Origin of the sequence: Chryseobacterium sp. WLY505 (assembly GCF_030846215.1) — a bacterium.
GTDB lineage: Bacteria > Bacteroidota > Bacteroidia > Flavobacteriales > Weeksellaceae > Chryseobacterium.
On sequence record NZ_JAVCWI010000002.1, the window covers coordinates 539,470 to 558,823 of the forward strand.

The window sequence follows — 19,354 nt, forward strand, 5'->3', positions numbered from 1 at the left end:
TATTTTGATGTCAAAAGTAGTATATTGCCGGATGGTTACATTGTGCCAGTTTTGATATTATGGATAGTCCGGTTAGAATTCCTTACGAAAGTTTTATTAAGATCGATAGAAAATCAGAAACTTCTATCTATCTGCAAATTGCCAATCAGCTGATCAATTCCATTCAGAGAGGGTTTCTGCCTTTCGGAACAAAACTTCCAGGAACAAGAACTTTCAGTGAAATACTGGAAATCCATAGAAATACAGCGGTTGCGGTATATGATGAACTCTCTGCACAAGGTTGGACCGAGAGTTTTCCCAACAAAGGAACGTTTGTCATTGGAAAAGATCAGGAAAAACCTGTTAAATTGAACGATTTTGAGCACAATAACCTTCAAAACTATCCTGTTTCCACTGGTTTTTCATTCAAAACATCCAATATTCTTGACAACCCTTTTGAGCATTCAAATTGTGAGTATGTCTTTAATGATGGGGTACCGGATATCCGTTTAACCCAAATCGGACAGCATTCCCGGTTTTACAGTTCTATTTTGAAACGTAAATCCAGCCAGAAAGCTTTTGGCCATTATAATCATGACGGGAGTGAATTTTTTAAAGAACATTTATCCCAATACCTGAATCTTTCCCGTGGACTTCCTATTTCCAAGAACAATCTGCTCATCACCCGAAGCACGGAAATGAGTATTTATATTGTTTCCGAAATTCTTCTTTCCGCAGGTGACACTGTATTGGTAGGAGCTTTAAGCTATTTTTCCGTCAATATGATCTTTATGAAAGCTGGAGTTGACATTGTTTCTATTCCCATTGATGAGGAAGGAATTATCGTTGAAAGTGTACGGGAAGCGTGTAAAAAGCAGAAAATACGGATGCTTTATCTGACACCTCATCACCACTATCCTACTACCGTTGCACTAAGTGCTCAAAGAAGATTTGAGTTATTAGAATTAGCAAATGAATACGGATTTATTATCCTGGAAGACGATTACGATTATGAATTTCACTACGATAAAAGTCCCATTCTTCCTTTAGCCAGTGCGGATACGAACGGAATGGTGATCTATATCGGCTCTTTCGGGAAGTCTTTAGCTCCAGGATTCAGAACAGGATTTATTGTTGCTCCTGAGAATCTGATGACAGAAATGCGTAAATATCTGGGAATTATTGACCGTCAGGGGGATATTCTGATGGAAAGAGCCCTTGGAGAAATGATTGCAGAAGGGGAAATCAACCGTTATCTGAAAAAGTCTTTAAAGGTATATCAGGAAAGACGTGATTATTTTGCTTTGCTGTTAGAAGAAAATCTTGGGGATTTTATTACTTTTCAAAGACCTTCCGGAGGGCTTGCTATATGGCTGGAATGGAATATTCCACTGAATCTGATGCAGCTGAGCCGGAACTGTGCAAAGGACAATCTTTTCATTCCTAAAACATTGTTATATCAGAATAAAGGGCTTACGGCTATGCGTTTAGGATTCGGAGATCTTAATTTTGATGAGATGAATAAAGGAATTGAAGTTTTTTCAAAAAATGTAAAGGGATTGATTGGGTGATTAAATCTCTCGCAGATTTAGGAGATTCTGCAGATTTTTCATAGATACCAATAAAGTTTGTGAAAAATTATATCATATTTTCTGCTGAAAATCTAATATGGTGCGAAGTCGAAATGTTCTTGCGTCTTAAAAATGCATGAATATTAAAAAACTTGCGCCTTTGCGATTTTCCAAAAAAAAGATTATTTAATTTTTTGAACGCAAAGACGCAAGTTAGATGATAACGTTTTGTTTTTAAGGCGCGAGGATTTTATCTGCGATAAAATTTGATACTTTATATTTTACTTTTGAAAGAAGAAAAAGCTATGTCAAAGGTCAAATGATTTGACTTTTGTCATTCTGACGAAGGAAGAATCTCAATAATATCTTTTATGAGATTCTTCACTACATTTCATTTCGCTCAGAATGACACTTTTGAAATAACCTCTTCTCTTTATTAATGATGAGAAGGAAAAACTACTTTGTTTTTCTTATGTTTTGGTTTCTTCTTTTTCTTATTCAAATAGATAATAAAACCGGTAATCGGGAGTGAAAGTGCGATAATAGCAGCCAGAAAATAAATAATTCTGGTGGTCAGCCCAAGGATGCTTCCGGTGTGAAGATCATAATTTCTTTCTCTTAATGCGGTTCCATATCCGATATTTTTGTTTTTATAAGATTGAGATTTTAAAATATCTCCTGAATATTGATCCAAATTAAAATGTTCATTTCTATATTGCCTTCCGTCATACGTCAGCTCAGCATAATAGGTCCCTTCTTCCGATCTTGGAAAATTCACAAGGGCTGATTTTTTGTCTTGCAATCCTTTTTCCATGGTATTTCCAATCAGATTGAGAATATTTTCTCGGTTTGAAAATTCTTCGGAAGGGATTTTACTTTTGGCTTTCTTTTCTGTGGGCGTATTTCCGTTAAGCGTGTTCTTTACCCATTTGTCTACATCTTCAAAGCTCCATATCAAAGCAGAATAAGAGATTAAAAGTAAAGGAATGATGGCATAGAATCCCAATACATTATGAGCATCATAGTTAATCCTTTTCCAATTGGCTGATGTTTTAATAAAGAACATACCTTTCAACATGGCCTTACTCATTTTTCGGGGATACCATATCACAAGCCCCGATAAAAGAATGACAGCAAATATCAATGTGGAATAACCGGTAATCACTTTTCCGATTTTTTCACCCAGCAGAAGTCTTCTGTGAAGATCCAGTACAATTTCAAAGAAATCCTTTTTGGCGTCTTCCACTTCCTGTACTTTTCCGGTGTAAGGATCTACATAAATTCGATAATAATAAAGATAAGTCCCCCAATATGTCCATGCTTCATCGTTCATTTTTAAGGTACGGAATATATATGTTCGTGAGGGATCAGAAGGCATGACTACCCTTTTGACTTTCAAATCTTTTGGAAGTGCTTTTTCTGCTTTTTCCGTAAGTTCAGCCAGGGAAAGTTTGTTTCTTCCGATGTTTTCAACGTAATATCTGTTGGGGTGAACAATATGTTTTAATTCTTCTTCAAAAGCCAGGATACATCCCGTAGCGGCCATAATAATAACTATAAGCCCGGACGTTAGTCCGAGCCATAGATGTAACTGATATGCAATTTTTCTAAACTTTAACTTCATTCTTAAAATTTAAAGCTTACCTCAGCAACAAAATTACGAGGCATCTGAGCGACTACCACTCCCTGTCCTGCAAAATATTGTACATTACCCAGATTGTTCATTTTAAATCCTAATCTGTATCTTTCTTTTTCAAGGGAGATAGAAGCATTGATCAAGGTGTAGGCAGGAAATATAAACTGTCCGGTTCTCACTTTATTTCCGGTAATCTGTTTTCCGACACGGTTTACCCCGAAACCAACTCCAAGTCCCTGTAGTCCTTTGATCGGAAGAATATAACTTATCCATGAATTGAATACATTCGCAGGACCTGCAGACTCAGGACGACGTCCTTCTACATCTGCATCTGCTTTTTCAAATCTGCTGTGGTTATAGGAATATCCGGCCATAATGTTTAATCCCTGAACAGGATTCATGATGGTTTCAATCTCAATTCCTTTACTTCTCTGTGTTCCATCCTGAACAACAATATTATATTCTTTTCCGTCACGGATTACGCCACTTCCTCTCTGGATATTATCCACAAGAATATCGTAGTATCCAACGGTGAAATTAATTTTATTTCTCCAAAGATTTCCTTTTAATCCTACTTCCCATTGATTAGCCATCTGAGGCTTCATTTCCCCGCTAATGTCCGGAAGCTGCTGCACAACAGGTGCTGTATAGCTGAAACCATTCATATAGTTACCATAAGCAGATAACTGATCTTTAAGGATCTGGTAAACGATTCCCACTTTTGGAGACCATGCAGTCTGGTTAAAATCACCCGTACGCTTGTTATCATTAAGGTTAAGCTGTCCTTTACTTTCATAATGATCCATACGTAAGCTTAAAAGCGTAATCAAACGGTCTGTAATATAAGTGACGTTTGAAATATAGGCTCCATAAAGGTTGGATGCAGAATTATTTCTCACCAAAGGTGTTTTACCTGCCACAATAGCAGCCTGAGTTGCAGTCTGAATTTTCTGAAGTGCCAGATCTCTGGATATGTTACCATAAACTCCGGTTACAGGTGCCACTACCGGCCCCGTAGGATTTGTCCCATCAATATAATCATATACTACAATCGGAGAATGATTATTGTTGATCGATTGATTTAAATAATCTAATCCGATCAACACTTTATTTTTAATTTTTCCGATATTAAATTCTCCGTTGAAGTTCTGCTGAACACTTGTAGAAGAAGCTTCCGAGTTCTGCCACTGTACGTTACGTTCCAGCAGAGCATCACTGGTTGTCCCTCTGATAAACTGATATTGATATAACCCTTCTGTTTTTCTGAAGTTTCTTGAAAGCAACGTTTGCGAAGTCCATTGATCCGAAATTTTGTAATTGGCCTCTGCTTTTACATTGATAGACGGAGCTTTTAAAGTCATATCATTGTTGGAGTAAGATCTTTTCCAGTCGAATCCAAGTTCATCTGGTGTATGAGCAACATAAGGTCTTGTTCTGGCCAGAAAAATAATCGGAGTGTTTGTTCCTTCATAATTATAGATCTGAGCTCCTAAGTTAAATTTCAACCTTTCATTAACCTGATAGCTTACAGTAGGTGCCACAAAGAATGATTTCCTGAATTCAGAATCTCTGAATCCGTTCTGATACTGATAAGCGGCATTCAAACGGAATAACATATTTCTGGATTCTGTGATCGGACCGTAAACATCAGCGGTTACACGGTTCAGATTATAGCTTCCCATCAGATAAGAAGCTTCACCCCCGAAATAATCTTTCGGTTTTTTGGTTACAGCGTTAATCAAACCTCCAAAAGAAGTTACAGCACCTCCGTACAATGTTCCTGAAGGTCCTTTGATCACTTCAAGACGCTCAAGATCGGCAGGATCTATTTCTCCGTTGGTGGTTGCAGGCACTCCATCTACCATCGATACTTTGGTAGGGAAACCTCTAAGGCTGTAGTAGAAACTTCCGTCTCCGGAACCTCTTCCCGGGCTACCTTGCATTTTTACCATACCCGGAACGTTTTTCAATACTTCCGAAATATCGTAAGTAAGCTGTTCCTTCATGATCTGCTGGTTGATGCTGGTGTAAGCCTGTGGATTTTCAAGCACTTTCAAAGGCATTTTAGCCACTGAAGTACTGTCTTTATCCAAAAATTTATTTCTGCTCACTGCGTATACCGTAATTCCTTCAATCACATTATTGTGTAAAGGAGCGTAGATCGCAGGAATTTCATAGACATCTTTCTGAATTTGGATGGGTTCCCTCATCAGTTCGATATCATTTAAAACCACCTGAAGGGTATATTCTCCAGGTGGCACATTTTCAAAGTAATATTCTCCTAAATTATTGGTTTTTGCCTGATAAGACGTGTTGACAAGTCTTAAAATAGCATTTTTTACCGGTGCTTTTTCAGACAGCATGATTTTGCCATGAATTCTGTCGCCCTGTTGTGCAGAAAGCGAATTTGAAGATAAAGCAAGACCAAGAAGTAATATAAGGGTTTTAGATGTTTTCATGCTGTAAGTTTTGTAACAGGGGATAGTTTATTTTACCGTTTTGTGATAATGGGAATGATTCTATACGTTCTGTGCGTACATATTGGGGGTTAATACGCAGTTTATTTTTAATGGTTTCGGTGATGATCTGAGGATCTATTTCCGGATTGTCATACAATACCACGATTTTTTTATCATTGGCATTCAGACAGACGAAAGTATTGCCCTGCATTTCATTTTTAAGAATAAATTCTACCTCATCCAGATTCAGACGTATTCCGAAAAGCTTCATGATACGCTTTATTCTTCCCGTAATATAATATATTCCGTTTTCACCTTTTCTGGCGGTATCTCCGGTATGCAGTACGGAAGGCTGCTCATACATAGCAAGATCTTCCAGTTTATTGGCATACCCTCCGAAAATACTGACATGAGAAAAAAGCAATTCGTCCGTTTCAGGATCAATTTTGAAGCTTCCTCTTTCTACCACATTTCCGATTGATGTTTCTTCTTCCAGCAATCCTTCTGTGGTTAGGTAAGCCATTCTGCCTCCTGCTTCCGTTTGTCCGTATTGTGCAAAAAAATCTTTCTTAAATTCGTGGCAATAAGAGAAAATCGTTTTTCTCAGCTCAGCGTTGATTACTCCTCCGGTATGGGTAAAATATCTCAGACTTGGAGAATCTTTTCTGAAGAATCCTATTCTGTTCAGGTTTTCATAAAGAAAAGGAACACCGCCCAAAGTACTGTAGCCGTACTCCTCCATTTCGTCCCAGAATGCTTTTTGCATAATGTCTTTATCTGTACACACGATTCTTCCGGCACGCATACAGTTGGTGGTAAAAATAGAGAATCCATACACAAAATTGATCGGAACGTTTAAAGGAACTACATCCGTTCCCTGAACCGGCATGTACTGAAGGATGCTCAATGCGTTCTGATAAAGGCTTTCATCAGATAATTTAACAAGTTTCGGAACACCAGTTGTTCCGGACGTACTCAAAAGGATTTTAATGTCAGGATGAATGGTAACTTCACTCTTATAATCATCCTTTGCGAAGATGTTGATGTTGTCTGAGAATGCTTTCAGAGTATATCCTTCAATGGCTTCTCTTTGCGGATCAAAGATGTATTTCGGACGGTATTCTGCCTCAATACGTTCTTTGAATTCCTCATGCAGTTTCTGCCCTAGTACCGCAATGGTATGTGCTGTTCCGTAAAAATTGAGCAGCACTTCAATACTGGACAGCTGATTGTCATTGTATAAAAAGAGCAGCCCTTTTTCTACCGGGTTTAAGCCTAAAGACCGGTACAGTGTTCCCACCGGTATTGTTGTACCGGTGGAAGCATCTGTAAACCTTAAGTTCTTATTAGCAATTACATTTTCTAAAATTTTCATATGCTTAGTTTTCTACGAATACATCGTATTTTTTCATTTTTTCGCGAATCTTTCCGACGGTTCCCATCTCCAGAATATCGTTAAAATCAAACTTGATCTGATAAAACTGCTCAAGTGCTTCTACGATAAGAAGATGAGACATAGAATCCCATTCCGGGATTTCCTGATACGTTAGTTTTTCATCTACCAATTCTTTCTTTATGGCGATGGCAGAGGCGATAATTTCATAAAATTCTTCTGTAGTGTTCATTTTAAATTTTTATAGTTTTCCATTTTCCATTTTTAAAAATCATGAGGAATAGCACAGCCAAAACTATTTCCGAAGAAACAATAGCAGTAAATATTCCTCTCAGTTCCCACTGAAACCTTACTCCTAAGAGATAAGCCAGAGGAAGCTGAATCACATAAAACATGACGAGGTACAACAACGTTACCTGTAATATGTTTCCGGCTGCATTCAAAGCACGGCTGATCACCATGGTGAATCCTAACAGCAGATACGCCATAGAGACCACATGGATGTATTGAACCGCATATCTGGCAACTTCCGGTTCTGTAGTGAAGAATTTCACAACATATTCTGCTGCAATCTGCCAGAATAAGGCTACAAGTACCAGATACGTCATGTTGATGGTTCCGGCTCTCCAGACTGTCTTTTCAGCACGTTCAGGTTCTCCGGCACCCAGATTCTGACCTGTAAGAACTCCGGCAGCATTTCCTATTCCCCAGGCAGGCATCGTTGCTACGGAAGCAATACGCTGGGCAATAATATATCCTGCAAGAGCTGTAGTTCCGAAAGTGGAGATAATCTTCACCATAATCAGCCAGCTGGATGTTGGAATGATATACTGAACCAATCCTCCAAATGCGAGTTTCAGAATCTTTTGCAGCAATTGAATATCAAGCTGTAAAGGAACTCTGATGCTGATGCTGGTTTTTCCTGTGGCGAATATGAACGCCTGATATAAAACGCCTAAAAGCCTTGATAAAACTGTAGCATACGCCAATCCCATCAATCCAAAAGCAGGAATAAATCCTAATCCGAAAACAAGGATCACTGCAAAAATGATATTGGAAATATGGCAGATCCAAAGTGATTTCATGGCAATATCGGCATCACCAGCCCCTCTGAAAAGTCCATTCACAGACAGACGGAGAATCACAAGCCCGATACTCAGGAAGACCAGTCTTGAGAAAGAAACGCCTTCGGTTACCGTACTGGCATTGATGCCCAGAAAATCAACAATTTCTGATGCGAAAAAGCAGGAAACCCCACCAATAAGCACTGCAAAAAACAGAGCCAGCAAGATGATGTATTGAGCTGTTCTGCCCATTCCTTCTTTATCTTTCTCGCCTGCTCTTCTTGCGGTAAGGGTTGCTGCTGCAATTCCCAAACCTACGGCAATGGCATAAGCAAAGTTGATGTAGTTATCTGTAATTCCCACAAGCCCCAGAACCTTGTCGCCTAATTTTGCGATAATCAATAGATTGACACTCACAAAAACAGATTCCATGACAAGTTCCATCACCATGGGAATGGCAAGACTAAAGATGGAACGGTTGATACTTCCGGAAGTCAGTTCAACTTTCTTTCCGGCTATGGCTCCATACGTAAAAACCGCTCCTTCTTTTAGGATATGCAGGAATTTCCTCATACTGCTGCTACTGAATTTTTATTGGCAATCTGATACAGTGGGTTAGGCAGCGCTCCGTCTTTTCTCGGAATAGCAAATGCCTTGTTTTCACTGTAACCGTTATTTTTCAGACGCAGACTGTTGATATAGAATCTTTTGAATGCCGGCACGTACAGGTCATACTTTTCATATCTTTCCTGAAGGTGGGTATTCTCAGCTTTATAATTTTCTACACAGTTGTGAACCAGTTCCCAGAATGTTTCTTCATTAAAGTTGGAATAGGTATGCAAAGCATTCGACAGATATCTGAAGAAGGCATCAAAAACTCCAAGCAAAATAAACAACGGAATATTTTCTTTATTGGAAGACTGGATCAAGCCGTCTGCAAGGTGTGCAGGAAGCTTTTCTCTGGCTTCTGTAGTAAGTACAATATCATCCACAAAGTCTTTGATGACGATTCTCTTCGGAACTCCGTTTTTCAGAACCACCATAATGTTTTCTCCGTGTGGTGTGACACATAATGAATGCGTGTAATAAATATGTAATAATGGGGTAAGATAAGCATCAAGATAGCTTTCAATCCATTCTTTGATACTCACATCTGCTTTTTCTGCGAGTGCCTGAACCAATGGAACTCCATTTTCGTCTACATAGAGTAAAGAAGCCATGGTTACCATTTGCTCATCTTCTTTCAGATAATTTTCAGCACTTTCTCTCCATAATGCGCCAAGGAATTCATTGTATTGATACGGTACGCTCGCAATAGCTCCATATTGTGGATGCAGATAGGTGATTGCTGCTTCTTCTCCTAAGAAAATAGTCTCTTTGTTCTCAAGGTAAGCATCATCTTTAATTAAGCCTTTTACCCAATCTGTAATGGCTGGAGCAATTTTCATCTGTTTAGGTGATAATCCTCTGATATTTCCCGTACTCAGAATAGAAACAGCCGTTTTCAGGTATCTTTTTTTAGGATGATCTACGTTGAATAAAGTACGGATACTCTGCTGCGGACTGTACGTATCACTACCCTCACCCAATTGGATTAAAAGTCCGGAAGCAATATCTCCGGCAAAATGAATCTGAAGCTTATGCTCCCACTGCCATGGATGTACAGGAATAAAATGATAGTCTTCAACAACTTTTCTTTTGTCTAACAACTGCTGCTGAAAATCATTGTATAAATCCTCTCCTATTTCTGAACGGTAAAACTCATCTCTATTAATGTGCTCCAAAGACTGGAATGATGATCTGCTTTTATGAGAAGCCAGCCAGATTACTTTTAAATTTTCATCAGCTTCAGGAGCAAATGTTTTCAGGTCGCGTGGAGAAAAACCTAATCGGCTTTTGTTCACAATTACCCACGGATGTCCCGTCATATTATGCTCTACTGTCTGATAATCCGCATCCGCAAGCTCTTTTGAAGACATTACTCCTCTTGATAAAATTAAAGCATCACAATACAAAGTATGCAGTAATTCTTCCGTGTATCTTGCAATGGTGTAAGGATCTAGGTCAAAAACAGTCTGCATTTCCAGGAAGAAAGCTGCTACATCTACAGAAGACAAATCTTCACCGTTTTCTGTTTTTGTAATACTGTCTTTATCAATATGCCAGTAATCCATCATTCTTTCCTGTCCGCGGAAGCTGTAGACAATATTTTCAACTCCGGTTTCAAGGGTAAAAACAGTATATCCGTTTTTATTTTCAAAGGTTACCACAGGTTTTAGAAGCTCTTCGTGCATCAGCTCTGCGATGGTTTTGGCCATTAAATTTCTGTTGGCCTGATTCCAGTTTTCCTGGCTTACTGTATTTTTTAAGTTGGTGTTCATTTTTTGATTAAATTTTGGCAGTTGGTAAATCAGCATATTTTTCTACATCAAAATCCTGGAAAGCAATTTTCTTTTCAATTTTATAATGCTCTCTTCCCAGAATATCATTGATGATGTAGGAATTACGGTACGCAGCCATTCCAAGATCTGTAGAAATATAGCTGTGAGTGTGTACTTCAGCATGAAGCACATAAATTTCCCCTCCGTTGTGGTCTATTGAATAATTTCTGTTAACATCAAACAATCCGCTGGAATCTCTCTTGATTCTATCCTGAATATTCTTTAAGAATGCAGGTTCGTGGTAACGGTATCCTGTTCCCAAAATCAGATAATCTGCTTCCTGATCATAAGGTACTTCCTGTTCCAGTTGGGTAAACTCAAGATTGATGAAATCCGGATTGCTGTTGTCTACTCTATTCAACTGGCTGTTAGGAATAATTTTAAGATTAGGATCCGCATTGTCGATATTCAGATCATAAATAAAATCGTAGATATCATTGATCAGATCATAATTGATTCCTTTAAACTGAGCTTGCTGCTTGCTTAAAATGGTTTTCCTTGCAGACTCACTTCTGTTGTAGAAATACTCTACATAATCAGGTGAAGTAAGCTCCAGCGTCAACTTAGAATATTCCATGGGGAAAAATCTGTCCGGACGGGAATACCATCCCAGTTGTGTCTCTTCATTTCTGTTTTGAAGAAGGTCATAAAAAACTTCTGCAGAACTCTGGCCAGAACCGATAATTGCTATTTTTTTACCACGAGACAAAAGCTCTTCTTTTCTGTACAGATAAGAACTGGTGTGAATAACACGGGAATCATCCTTCGGAATGAAAGAAGGAATATGAGGCTGTGTTCCTGTTCCTAAAATCAACCTTTCCGTTTTGAAAACCGTAGTTTCTTTGGTTTTGGTGTGAATCGTAGTTACATGATATAAACCTTCTTCATAAGTAATATCCACTACCTGAGTAGAGAAACGGCATTGTGGAAGCTGTTCAATCACCCATTGGCAGTAACGGTTGTATTCTTTTCTCGGAATGAAAAAATCTTCTCTGATAAAAAACTTATACAGTCTTCCGGTTTCTTTCAGATAATTCAAAAGACTTAAAGGATTCGTAGGATCAGCCATGGATACGCAGTCGCATAAAAATGGAGTCTGCAGGGTTACATGGTCAATCATCAGCCCCGGATGCCAGTCGAAACCATCTCTCTGGTCCAGGAAAAGGGTTTTCAGTTCCGAAATCGGATTGGATAATGCGGCAAGTCCCAGATTAAATGGGCCAATACCTATGCCTATTACATTGTATACGGCTTCGTTAGTCATTTTTTGTGATGTTTGTGGTGATTTGTACCTCCTTATTCTGTGGGAATTTTTCCCAGTACCATTCTCTGTAACAGAAGTTCAGATTGGCTTTTTTATGAGGCATTTCTATTACTTTATCTACTTTGAAGCCTACATGAGCTTTGTTCATCATAGACGCAAGAGAGTCTACAGACCCTTCGCCTACCATTTTTCCTACCTGTGGCTGTGCAAAAACATAGTCAACCATAGATTGAGTGGATGGAGATACAAATTTCTTTTTAGGATCAACAGGTGCAATGAACTGGTGCGTTCCGTAATCCGTAGGCAGCACGTCATAATAATCGCCTACAATATCTCTGCAAGCCCAATACACCTCAATATTACAAGAAGGTTCATCGTTTCCTGCGATGATATAACTGTGCGCTTCATCACTTGGAAGCATCAGTCTGTAGTACGTTTCCAGCTCATCAATAGGCCAGTTCATCTGCCAGATTTTTACGGCATGTTCACGGTTGAACCATTCATGAAGCATTTCAAGGTCGTTTTCAAGATCTATAGGACGCATACTCATCGTCACATCTTCTTTCTGGAAGTATCTTTTAAAGAAAACTTCTGTTCCCTGCGGATTGATTAGCTGATCCGAGAAGAAATGCTTGTGAAGAAGGTTCGGAACTTTAGCATAAGAAATTGAAGAAGCATTTACACCTCCGTCTACATCAGCAACCGCCGACTGAAGGTTTGATTTTACCACCCAATATCTTTGGTTCAAAGCATAATCCGTTAACGATGAAGGTTCAGTTTCATGAAGATTTTCAAACTCTCTGTACAGAATATGGATTAATCTTCTTTCTTTAACCAATCCTGTTTTACCTATTGAAGCAATCAGTGCACTCAGGTTGCTTACCAAAAGATGGTGAGAAATAATATCCAGAAGACGCTCATCTCTGATGAAAAGATCTTCAATTTCAGGATAATCTTTGATCAGAGACTCATATTTTTCTTTAAAACTGTCTTTGATTAAATAACCTTGTCCGTCTCTCACATAAATAGATTGAGGAAGCAATTGATTATCCAGCTGTACAAGCAGATTCTGCTGATGAACTTCAGGAGCCATGCCTAATTGATTGTACAATCTGTTTAAAGGAGAAAGCAATAGATTTACATACTTTTCAAACCAGATAATCGCTGCTTTTTCTGCATCTACACCTAATTGATTGGAAACATTTTTAAAGAAGTGCGTCGTAAAATTGAAACCATCTGTAGACTCATCCTGGCAAAGTCTTGCTAACAGAATGACTTTATCTTCATTGGAAAAAGGATTTTCACGAAGCAGTATATTCAGACTGTCCATATTCTTTCCTTCATAATGAACGCTTAACGTGGATGGTTCCAGTAATAATTTAAAATTCGGGAAATCTTGTTCAAATGAAGTTTTTTGATGCTGCCACCATATTGCGGAAGCATATCCTCTGTTGAGATCTTTTAAGCTGTTTGTTCTTACAGAGCCTGTCATTAAAACATGCAGAGAGAATTTCAACATCCAGCTGAAGTGCGGATTGTATACTGTTCTTATGGAAGATGTTGCATAAAAATCTTCTCCTAAAGGCCCGATGTGAATAATTTTCCCGGAACCCAGCATTTCAGGGTATTCTGCTGTTGATAAAAGATATTGTGCCTCCCATGGGTGGCATGGAACTATATAAAAATCATTGATGTTTTCAAAATCGTAGCTTTCCGGTAAAGAAGTCCATTTCTCGAAGATTTCTTTTGCTGAAATTCCTGGAAGTGACTTTTCCGTGATGCAGTCTTTATGAATCAGGAAATAATCCAGCTGAAATCCTTTCCCGAATTCAGGACCGTACAATAGCTGTTCTTCCTCAGAGAATCCCATTCTTGATTTGGTGAAAGGATGCAGATTGTGTCCTGCCGGAAGCATTTGCTCAGATTCAAGGAAAGAATACGTTAAAAGCTGATCATCCTGAAGACAAGCTTCTGTTGTCAGTTCCAGATTTCTTAAGCTGCTTTGAATTCTTTCCACAAAATTTCTGAAACCCGTTTCGTTGGTAGTCTCAGAAAGTTCTTTGTAAACCAGCTCAGTAAGCTTTTGATCATTCACTTCAAAAACTTCCTGATTTTGATGATCTACCGCCCACAAAACAGGTCCGTATTCATGAAAAAGAGTTTCGGAACGATAGGAAACCGGAGCAAATAAAAACAGTCCGCTTTTCTTCATTTCAAATCTCATAAACAATGAATAATCACTGTTTTGAAGTGCTTTTGCCGTGAGAAGATCATATTTTGGAACACCCTGATAGAATTTTCCGTTTCCCAGTTCTCTCAACATTCCGTTCAACAGAATTCTGAAAGTAATTTCTCTGGCTTTTTCTCCCGTTCTATTTTTCTGAATTAAAGTCTTTTCCATGATTTTTGATTGTGGTGAGAATTTGATGAATGTCTTCCGTAGTCGTAATCGGATTCAGGAACGTAAACTTCAGATAGAAGTTTCCATCCACTTTGGTACTTGCAACAAGGATTTCCCCGCTGTAGAACAGTTTCATCTTGATGTACTGATTCAGCGCATTCAGATCACTGATTTCCGGATTGATATATCTGAAAACAAGAACACTTAAGTCAGAATCAGAAAGAAGTTCAAAATCTGCATCTTCCGTAATCATTGCGGCTGCATCTTTGGTAAGATCAATCACCGTGTCTGTATATTCTGCCAACTGTTCTTTCCCCATCATTCTTATGGTAAACCAAAGTTTTAAAGCATCAAATCTTCGGGTACTTTGCGTAATGGATTTATTGATCTGTGCCGGAATTTCCTCTTCGTCCATTTCTTTCGGATTCAGATAATCGGCGTGATGTTTAAGAATCAACAGTTCTTTTTTATTTTTAACAATGAAAGCACTGCTGCTGATTGGCTGGAAGAATGATTTGTGGTAATCAATCGTTACAGAATCTGCTCTTTCAATGCCGTTGATAAGGTCACGGTATTTTTCGCTTAATAATAAAGCACAACCGTAAGCTGCATCTACGTGCATCCAGATATTATATTGCTCTGCAATATTCGCGATATCATCCAGTGGATCAATATTTCCAAAGTCTGTGGTTCCGGCGGTAGCAACAATTCCAATTGGAATATTTCCTAATTGTTCTTCTCTCTTGATGTATTTTTTCAAAAGAGAAATATCCATACGGAAACGGTCATCGGTAGGAACTTTAACAATACTTTTCTCACCCAGTCCCATAATGGACGCATTTTTCAGATTACTGAAGTGAGATTTATCTGAAACAAATATTCTGAAACGACTTGCCTCCGCCGGCAGACCATCCATTTTAATGTTGTGATTATATCTTTTCTGAGAAAAACAGTCACGCATCATGACCAATCCCATTAAATTACTCTGTGAGCCCCCCGCGGTGAAAACTCCGTCGCTTTCATTCGTATTATATCCAATCTGACCGGCAGTCCAATCGATCAGTTTTCTTTCCATAAAAGTTCCTCCGGCACTCTGATCATAAGTATCCTGTGAAGAATTGATGGCACTTACAAGAATTTCTCCTGCCAATGCCGGGATTACCACAGGACAGTTAAGGTGAGCTACATATTGTGGAAGATGAAAAGCTGTGGCATGTTTTACATAAATATCATCTACTTCTGCCAGAAGCTCATTATAATTGGAAAGTTTTTGATTAAGATCAATCTGTTGTACCATTCCTTTCATTGTTTTGGCTTCGATACCACTGAAAGGCTTGTTGTTTCTGTGAAGAAATTCCTGAACCAGGTCTAAAGTACTGTTGACAGCATTACGATAATGATCATAATTGTCAGGATGAAAAATATTCCCAAAATTCCCCGAAATGTGGGGTGAAGTTGTACTTGCGAGTTCTTCTAGGGATATTAAATTGTTGTTCATAAAAGTTTTGTAATGTGATTTTTTAAATCTGTGAGTTGTTGTGGTTTTTTTGATATACGATTATATATATCTGATAGTCAGGTTTTTAAATTTTTCATTTTTTATTATATTTTATTTGGTGATTACGTAATTATTACTAAATTTGAATCAGCTATTGTTATTTAGAATAATTAAAAACAAAGATAAAAATTATTACTTAACACCAAATTTTTTTTAATGAATTCTACAGAAATTTTAGATAAAGACTGTTTAACAGCGGTAAAACTGCTTCCTACGGTCATAGAAGTCACCTCTCAGGAAAGAAGAATGATAAAAGATGCGGCATTGCATCTTCAGAAAAAGTATGACAATTATGAAAACCGTGATTTTATAAAGCATGTCCATCAGCTGGCGTCTTATTTCTTACCGGAGAGAATTTTAAATATAGCGGCTGATTTTGCAAGTGACTTTTCAAAAAATCAGTATGGTGCCCTGATCTTTACAGGATTAATGGATATCGATCAGGAGGATATAGGCTCTACCCCTCCCAATTGGCAGGCGGCAGATTATTCAAAATTTAATTTATATGGTTTTGCATGTGCACTTATCCATGGGGCACTTCCTTCAAAACCTGTACAATATTATTCACAACGTAAGGGTGGCGGATTGATCCATGCCATTATTCCTGACGAAAAAATGAAAGAAACACAGACAGGATCAGGATCTTCAACCGATTTATATGTGCACACTGAAGATGCTTTCCTGAAACATCAGGCTGACTTTTTAAGCTTTATGTATATCAGAAATGAGGAACAGGTTCCTTCTACCCTTTATTCTATCCGTTCTCATGAGTCTATCGGGGACAATTACAGACCTCTTTTTGAGCCTATTTATAAAATTCCGAAAGATGCCAATCTGGAAACAGGAGAAAATGAAGAAGAGACATTAGATTCTGTATTGTATGGGAATTACAGCCTTCCGTTTATGAGGTTTGATGCTGCAGAACAACTTTTCAATTCCAGTATAAGACAATCAGAAGAAGCCCAAAGTACACTGCATGAGTTCTGGGAAGAAGCCAGACATTTGATTTATTCAGGATTCACACCTCAGGCAGGAGATGTTATTCTGGTTAATAATCATTTATGTGCTCATGGAAGATCAGCTTTCCGTGCGGGAGTAAGAAATATTGACGGAATAGAACATCCGTGTGAGAGAAGAATTATGCTTCGTATGATGAGTAAAGTGAGCCTTATTGATATGAGAGCACACACCCTTACAGAAGATCCGTTCTTTGTGATAGAGGAACATTTAGGTAAAAACTTTCAACATTTTTAAAATGCAGTTTTGTTAGCATTTTTGAACATCAATCAATTGAAATCCTTTTTGGGCATGGCTCAAAAAGGATTTTTTCTGGTTAATCCTTGTCAAGGTTTTAAACCTTGACAGGGATATAGGGGTATTAAGTTTCGGCTAAAGCCAATATTACACGAACAACAAAACTAAGCGGGCTAAAGCCCGCTTCTATTGATATAAAAACTAATCAATATTCAATAGGAGCGGGCTTTAGCCCGTTTAATAATTAAATATAAATTCAAAATGGCTTTAGCCGAAACTTAAAAAAGGGTTCATTGTTTAAAAAACCTGTCAAATAAAGACAATTGCTCCGATAATGATCTGCTCCAATATTCAGTAACATGTCCTCCCAAAGATTCAATGTAGAGATGCTGAATCTTCATTTCTGTGAGTTTTTTATGGAAATTACGGTTCATATTGATCATTTGGGTATCATCTGTACCACAGTCGAAAATATATTGCTGATTTGCTCCGGCCATCAGTTTTATTTTGCTCTCGGTAAGGAAATTAGGATTGATAGATTCCAATGGTCCCAGCACTTTATTCACCATGTATTTCTGATAGCCTTCTCCGAAAGAGTTAAAATCCAATGCTCCACAAGAACTGCCCACGATACCAAATGTCTTATTATAAGTAACTCCGATATTGGTGGCTCCGTAACCTCCCATACTCCATCCCAAAATACCGCGGAATTTTTTCTCTGCTTTCACTGGATAATTTTTATCGATAAATTCAACCAGTTCTTTTCCGATAAAGGTTTGATATTGAGAGTCTTTAACGATTGGACTGTCTACATACCATGAACTGTAATTCCCATCCGGAAGCACATAGATTGTTTTCAGTTCCTGCGCTTTTTTTACCAGATCCGGAATGTCCTGCTTAATAATTCTGTCCGGATTTCCACTGAAACCATGAAGGATATAAACAGATGGATAGGTGGTATTGGGTTGAATATTTGGGGTAATGATCACTGTTTTGATCTTCTTATTCATTTTCGGACTGAAAATTTCCTGATGAATGATTTTTTGCGCTGATAACTGAATACATGCCGTCAGTACAAATACAATGTTGATAAGCTTCTTCATGTTGAAAAATGTTTAATTAATGATGATCACAGGTTTCTTATTGTAAAACATATAGTGTACCAATGATTTTATGACAGCACAAAATTGCGTCAGAAAAAGAGAAAAAGCCTCAACATATGTTGAAGCTTTTGTCAATTTATCTTGTTTTTGAGATGATTAGATTAGTCAATAATTAATATCTCCAAAGCATTAACCCTGCCTGATAACCTGTTCCAAGCGTCCATATGAGAATATAATCCCCTTTTTTCAAACGCTTTACTTCTTTTTGATATTTATCTAAAGCTAAAAATGGACTGGAAGCTCCGGTATATCCCAGTTCTCTAGAATAAAAAGGAATTTTTTCCTCCGGCAGCTGAAAGTAATCCCGGATCATATTGATATTCTTTATCGAAAACTGTGAAAATAAAAACAAATCAATCTGTTCCAAGCTGATATGGTTCCGTTTTAAAAACGGTCTGATATTATCCACCGCAAAATTAACACTTCCCATTCCGTCAAAAATACGGTCCCATGTTGCCGGATCACCATGACGATGCTCCGACCTTCCTTTAGGCGGATACAGTACGGTATTGCAAAAGCTGCTGTCTGTATAATACAATACATCTATTAATCCTGAGGCAGAATCCCCATCATTTTCTACAATGAAGGCAAAAGCAGAATCTGAAAAACCAAAAGCTGTCGTAGGATTATCAGGATCTAATATCGTTGAAAATTTTTCAGCACAAACGACTAAAGCATTTGTTCCTGTGCCGGCTTCTTTTAAGTATTTTGATACCTGATCCAGTGCGATAAACCCTCCAATACAGTTGGCGTTAATATCATAACATATAGTATCAGGTTTTCCCTCCAATGCATGATGGATATGGATAGCATCACAAGGAATATGATGCTCGGGAGAGCTGCTCACAAAAATAATAATATCGATATCGAGAATAGAAAAATTACTTTCATGAAGAACTCCTCTTGCCGCTTCTATTCCCATGGAAAGTGAAGTTTCAAAAGAATTCTCCGGAACAATAAAACGGTCTTCCCTGCCTAAAGCATTCTGGATTTTTTGCATTGAAATTTCCTGGAGTTCAAAGCGCTCAATAACAGCATCATTATTTTCTACCAACTCAGGATGATAGAAATACGTGTGGTGTAGTTTCATGATTTGGGTTTATTTATTTATATCTCTTATTTGTGATATACTACAAAGTTAACATAATATTAATATATATCCCAGTAACAT

Annotated in this window: 13 protein-coding genes; 2 read left to right on the top strand and 11 right to left on the bottom strand. The window is 38.0% G+C overall.

All coding sequences use genetic code 11. The features are described 5' to 3' along the window. Positions 1-59 precede the first annotated feature (59 nt). Positions 60-1,550 (top strand): PLP-dependent aminotransferase family protein, encoded by a 1,491-nt coding sequence (locus RAH34_RS07885; protein WP_306595757.1) that lies wholly within the window; start codon positions 60-62, stop codon positions 1,548-1,550. A 436-nt stretch (positions 1,551-1,986) separates the two neighbouring features. Here RAH34_RS07885 and RAH34_RS07890 read toward each other — a convergent pair whose 3' ends face one another. Genes RAH34_RS07890 through RAH34_RS07930 form a run of 9 tightly spaced genes read right to left on the bottom strand, consistent with a single transcriptional unit; the run spans position 1,987 to position 15,706 of the window. After that, complete coding sequence (locus tag RAH34_RS07890) at positions 1,987-3,174, bottom strand: PepSY domain-containing protein (protein WP_306595758.1); 1,188 nt, start codon at positions 3,172-3,174, stop codon at positions 1,987-1,989. A gap of 2 nt (positions 3,175-3,176) precedes the next feature. Further along, a complete protein-coding gene (locus tag RAH34_RS07895) occupies positions 3,177-5,645 on the bottom strand; it encodes a TonB-dependent receptor (RefSeq protein ID WP_306595759.1) in 2,469 nt (822 codons plus the stop codon). Next, the gene (locus RAH34_RS07900; protein ID WP_306595760.1) at positions 5,632-7,020 is read right to left on the bottom strand and encodes an AMP-binding protein; all 1,389 of its coding nucleotides are present in this window, start codon (positions 7,018-7,020) and stop codon (positions 5,632-5,634) included. Before RAH34_RS07900 ends, RAH34_RS07895 begins: the two co-directional genes overlap by 14 nt. Positions 7,021-7,024: 4 nt before the next feature. Continuing rightward, complete coding sequence (locus RAH34_RS07905; protein WP_002979498.1) at positions 7,025-7,270, bottom strand: acyl carrier protein; 246 nt, start codon at positions 7,268-7,270, stop codon at positions 7,025-7,027. Position 7,271: 1 nt separating this feature from the next. Next, entirely contained in the window at positions 7,272-8,675 is a 1,404-nt protein-coding gene (locus tag RAH34_RS07910; protein ID WP_306595761.1) for an MATE family efflux transporter, read from the bottom strand. Next, positions 8,672-10,483, bottom strand: coding sequence for an IucA/IucC family siderophore biosynthesis protein (locus tag RAH34_RS07915; RefSeq protein WP_306595762.1), 1,812 nt, complete (start codon positions 10,481-10,483; stop codon positions 8,672-8,674). Before RAH34_RS07915 ends, RAH34_RS07910 begins: the two co-directional genes overlap by 4 nt. Before the next feature lie 7 nt (positions 10,484-10,490). Continuing rightward, a complete protein-coding gene (locus RAH34_RS07920; protein ID WP_114820162.1) occupies positions 10,491-11,807 on the bottom strand; it encodes a lysine N(6)-hydroxylase/L-ornithine N(5)-oxygenase family protein in 1,317 nt (438 codons plus the stop codon). Further along, positions 11,800-14,208 carry a GNAT family N-acetyltransferase gene (locus RAH34_RS07925; RefSeq protein WP_306595763.1) on the bottom strand — a complete coding sequence of 803 codons (2,409 nt, stop codon included), beginning with the start codon at positions 14,206-14,208 and terminating at the stop codon, positions 11,800-11,802. Before RAH34_RS07925 ends, RAH34_RS07920 begins: the two co-directional genes overlap by 8 nt. Beyond that, a complete protein-coding gene (locus tag RAH34_RS07930) occupies positions 14,180-15,706 on the bottom strand; it encodes an aspartate aminotransferase family protein (RefSeq protein WP_047374830.1) in 1,527 nt (508 codons plus the stop codon). The genes RAH34_RS07925 and RAH34_RS07930 overlap by 29 nt, the downstream gene beginning before the upstream one ends. Positions 15,707-15,922: 216 nt before the next feature. Between RAH34_RS07930 and RAH34_RS07935 the strand changes: the two genes are divergently transcribed. After that, positions 15,923-17,020 carry a taurine catabolism dioxygenase TauD gene (locus RAH34_RS07935; RefSeq protein WP_306595764.1) on the top strand — a complete coding sequence of 366 codons (1,098 nt, stop codon included), beginning with the start codon at positions 15,923-15,925 and terminating at the stop codon, positions 17,018-17,020. A 290-nt stretch (positions 17,021-17,310) separates the two neighbouring features. Here RAH34_RS07935 and RAH34_RS07940 read toward each other — a convergent pair whose 3' ends face one another. Continuing rightward, positions 17,311-18,123, bottom strand: a complete 813-nt coding sequence (locus tag RAH34_RS07940; RefSeq protein ID WP_306595765.1) for an alpha/beta hydrolase family protein — start codon at positions 18,121-18,123, stop codon at positions 17,311-17,313. Between the two features lie 172 nt (positions 18,124-18,295). Next, positions 18,296-19,273, bottom strand: a complete 978-nt coding sequence (locus tag RAH34_RS07945) for a 3-oxoacyl-ACP synthase III family protein (RefSeq protein ID WP_306595766.1) — start codon at positions 19,271-19,273, stop codon at positions 18,296-18,298. Between the last annotated feature and the right edge of the window lie 81 nt (positions 19,274-19,354).